Source organism: Lysinibacillus sp. FJAT-14745 (assembly GCF_001275675.1).
In the GTDB taxonomy this organism is placed as follows: domain Bacteria; phylum Bacillota; class Bacilli; order Bacillales_A; family Planococcaceae; genus Lysinibacillus.
Window position 1 is genome coordinate 1 of sequence record NZ_LITM01000017.1, and the last position, 3,328, is coordinate 3,328.

Annotated in this window: 6 protein-coding genes; 2 read left to right on the forward strand and 4 right to left on the reverse strand. The window is 32.2% G+C overall.

The window, feature by feature from the left end; genetic code table 11:
• Positions 1–236 (reverse strand): hypothetical protein (locus tag AMS59_RS22080; RefSeq protein ID WP_156304747.1); only part of this gene is annotated, 236 nt, incomplete at its 3' end.
• 174 nt (positions 237–410) lie between these two features.
• Between AMS59_RS22080 and AMS59_RS22085 the strand changes: the two genes are divergently transcribed.
• Positions 411–1,199, forward strand: a complete 789-nt coding sequence (locus AMS59_RS22085; protein WP_053485857.1) for a hypothetical protein — start codon at positions 411–413, stop codon at positions 1,197–1,199.
• Between the two features lie 418 nt (positions 1,200–1,617).
• The gene (locus tag AMS59_RS24580; RefSeq protein WP_234007896.1) at positions 1,618–1,725 is read left to right on the forward strand and encodes a helix-turn-helix transcriptional regulator; all 108 of its coding nucleotides are present in this window, start codon (positions 1,618–1,620) and stop codon (positions 1,723–1,725) included.
• A 207-nt stretch (positions 1,726–1,932) separates the two neighbouring features.
• Here AMS59_RS24580 and AMS59_RS22090 read toward each other — a convergent pair whose 3' ends face one another.
• The 3 genes from AMS59_RS22090 to AMS59_RS22100 form a co-directional block, all read right to left on the reverse strand.
• The gene (locus tag AMS59_RS22090; protein WP_053485858.1) at positions 1,933–2,238 is read right to left on the reverse strand and encodes a hypothetical protein; all 306 of its coding nucleotides are present in this window, start codon (positions 2,236–2,238) and stop codon (positions 1,933–1,935) included.
• Between the two features lie 192 nt (positions 2,239–2,430).
• Positions 2,431–2,643: a hypothetical protein gene (locus AMS59_RS22095; protein ID WP_053485859.1), complete on the reverse strand. Its 213-nt coding sequence runs from the start codon at positions 2,641–2,643 to the stop codon at positions 2,431–2,433.
• Positions 2,644–2,758: 115 nt separating this feature from the next.
• Positions 2,759–3,025, reverse strand: a complete 267-nt coding sequence (locus AMS59_RS22100) for a hypothetical protein (RefSeq protein WP_053485860.1) — start codon at positions 3,023–3,025, stop codon at positions 2,759–2,761.
• Positions 3,026–3,328: the final 303 nt, after the last annotated feature.

Sequence of the window (3,328 nt, forward strand, 5' to 3'; positions counted from 1 at the left end):
CAACGATGACGTGGAATTACCATCTCAATCCAAATCAATCCTAGGTGCCAAGCATAGCCATGACGAAAACGACGTAAGGTTTGTGCATGACGAATTGTTTTCCCTTGGCAAAGTGGACATGGCACTGAATAAGCAGCTACAGTAACAGGAAATACATTTGGTTCTTCATCAGATGGAAAAGAAACTTCGAAAAAAGATGGTAACGGTAATAGCATTTTGATAAACTTGGAGTACAAAGCGAAAACTCCTCTCGTGGTTTGTCTCGACAACAATTACGATACGTGAGTTTTCGCTTTTCTTCTATAGTAAAATGTAAAATTATTGAATTGATAGAAAATCAACCACAAGTTATGGTGATGAGCCATTCATTTCATTAAATGGTATAATCTAACTAATTAGGAGGTTAGTATATGAAAAAACTATCATTATCATTGGCTGCTAGTAGCATTTTTTTATCGATGTTATTTACTCCAGCCCACAATGAAACTGTACATGCAAAAGTAATGGAAAACAAAGTGAATTCAAGCACAGACATGGTTGGTTTAAAGAAGCCGCATACAAATAGTGGAGCTAAAGAGGTTGATACTAAAATTGAATCAGCTAATCAGTTAAAAACTTATTTAGACAAAAAATATTCAGAATTAAAAACTGACATTGTTACAGTAAATTTTAATTATACTGTAACTGAAAACGATGATTTAAATAGACCATATGATTTTTTTATTGATTTCAATATGTCTCTTACACCTTATGACTTGTCTTTCGAATATGCAATGAGGAGCCACTTAAGATCGATTAAGCATCAAGATACAGCCAAAGAGGATGTCGCTAAAGCTAGAAAACAACTTAATGATTTTATTGAAACAATGGCTAAAGATGTAATAGAAAAACTGCCAAACAAAAAAATATTGGGGCAAGACTATAATAGCTGGTATCTTTATCCAAATTTAAAGATGAATTTGAGAATAGAAACAAATATGAGTTGGACGAATTATGAACCAATTAGTACTAAACACGTTTGGGTTGACAAACCAGATGATTATTCTATAAATATTGGTGCTAACATGGATCCTGCATATAATGAACTAGAAAGAAATAAATATCGTCGAGAATATGCTCTATTAAAGTATAATGATTTCAAAATAACTGATTTTGGTTGGAGAAAATATTTAGATGATTTTAAAACATTCGATTACTAATTAGCACCTTAATGGGTGCTTTTATTTTGTTTATTGTCAATTAATGAAACGTAATAAAGCAATGTGCGCTTAATCATCCACAATTTAGAGACTACCAATTTAGTAGTCTCGAAAAGTAAAAAATAGATGCACTTACTCTTACTTGCGCTGATAATCCATAAGCCCCGTGGCTATTTTCTTGTACAACTGTTTTTAATATGTTTTATGTTCGTTACTGCATGTTCTCACTGGGCTTTTCATCTATGTTTTATTTAGTTGCTACCGCATTTAAAAGTAATTGTTTGTTGCGATCAGACATTACACGCCATTCTTTAACCGTTACTTTCATTTGGCCTCACATCCTTTCGAATATACGCTTCCAAACAATGTATGCAAGCGTTGGCGCATGTAAGACACTTCCATATTGTTTTTATACGTTTTGCAAAAGACTGAGGCAATACGAATTGATCTAGATACTATAGAAGCTTTATGTGTCGCTCAAGATTGCGATATCTCTGATATTATCGAATATACACTAAATAAATAGGACGCCCAATAATTCTAACGGGTTTGGTTGATGGGGAAAAAAACGCTAAAAGCAAAGTGAATAACACCTAATTGACACTTATTTTAACAGTACATTAGTAACATAAACGACAGAAAAAACGTTCAGTAATAGTAATCTGAGCGTTTTTTTCTGTAATAATTTTTTTACCTTATTGAACTAAAGCCTGCGTTTGACTGACGAAGGTTATTATGTATTACCTAAGTATTCTGCAAAATGTAAAAATCCAAATTTCCTCACAAGAAAGTTTCTTAATTCGCCCTGAGTAGCTTTTTCGATTGGCGGATTTGTTAGGGTGTATGCTTTGGCATTTATTTCAGCAAATTTATCTTTATATAGTTCATTATGTTCTTTATCTTCAATAATTCCTGAAGAAATTGCGGCTTTTGGATAACCCCAAAAAAATATATGTGTTCTTAATGCCATACTTGGTGTTGAATGCAACAATATAATGACAACCAACAAAGAAACAATCATTATAACTTTTTTCTTCAAGTTACCGCTCCCCCCAATAGGCGTTAATAATCTATAAAATATTTTAACATAAATTTTCCATTTACCTTCAAAACATTAGTTCGCTTAATAAAGCTAACTACCTTAGATAAATCCGAAGTCCGGTCGATACATCGGATTTCATGTCATAATAAAAAGTCACCCCTCATAATGAGTGTGGCTTTGGAATCCTGATTATAATTCTTCTATATAGATTGTAACTATGATACTTCTTGGACTATAAGTAAAGGCTCTTTCACTCACGGCTCTGTAATTACCATCAATATTAACTACATCACCTACGTTGGGAATCAAAGCTGATAGAGAGTCGTTGATATCATACGTCATAATTACATCTCCGTTTTGTTCACAAAAATTGATTGTAATCTGTTCTAAATTTTCTCTCATCTTTGGCACCACCTTCCACACTAATCATAGAACAAGTGGAATCATATGTCATCACTAGAAATATAAAGAATAAGAAAAAGCCACACCAAATGGGCTGTGACTTGAAATCAATATGTTATTCAGTCATTAATGTCTCAATGGTTTTACTGTTATTACAAATAAGACTATTAGCTTTAAATTTTATACTCGTTGAAAGCATTTGCAACATACTTAATTCATTCGCCAACTTTTCTAATTCAGCCAGTCCTCCACATTGCAAAGTACTAATTTCCAACTCAAGTTGTTTCAATGATTTTTGAATTAATTCTATATTTTCCTTATATTCCTCTAAAATAATTTTAGTATCCAATATCTCAACCTTATTGTTAGTGTTTTTTTGCATATGCTGACTCTCCCTTTCTATCTATAAAGTCACTTTTATAGCGCAATCTTTGTTACATGAGATATTGAAAAACACCTTAGGACATGAAAGTATCTCAAAAATCGGATTTAATAAACACTATTATAAAGTTGTTTAACTTATTTAACAATATTAATTTCTTTTGAAATGAATTAAAAAGCCACACCTTGTTAGATGTGACTTTTTGAAACATTATGGTCTAAATATCTGTAAGCGCCAAATACAACCCACCTTCTAACACTGTCTGTACTATGTGATAATCACAGTACATTCTTCGTTAGGAGG

What these genes read in the sequence shown, in the direction of transcription:
- AMS59_RS22085 (WP_053485857.1), top strand. Translation starts at nt 411, where the DNA reads ATGAAAAAACTATCATTATCATTGGCTGCTAGTAGCATTTTTTTATCG.
- AMS59_RS22095 (WP_053485859.1), bottom strand. Translation starts at nt 2,643, where the DNA reads ATGAGAGAAAATTTAGAACAGATTACAATCAATTTTTGTGAACAAAAC.
- AMS59_RS22100 (WP_053485860.1), bottom strand. Translation starts at nt 3,025, where the DNA reads ATGCAAAAAAACACTAACAATAAGGTTGAGATATTGGATACTAAAATT.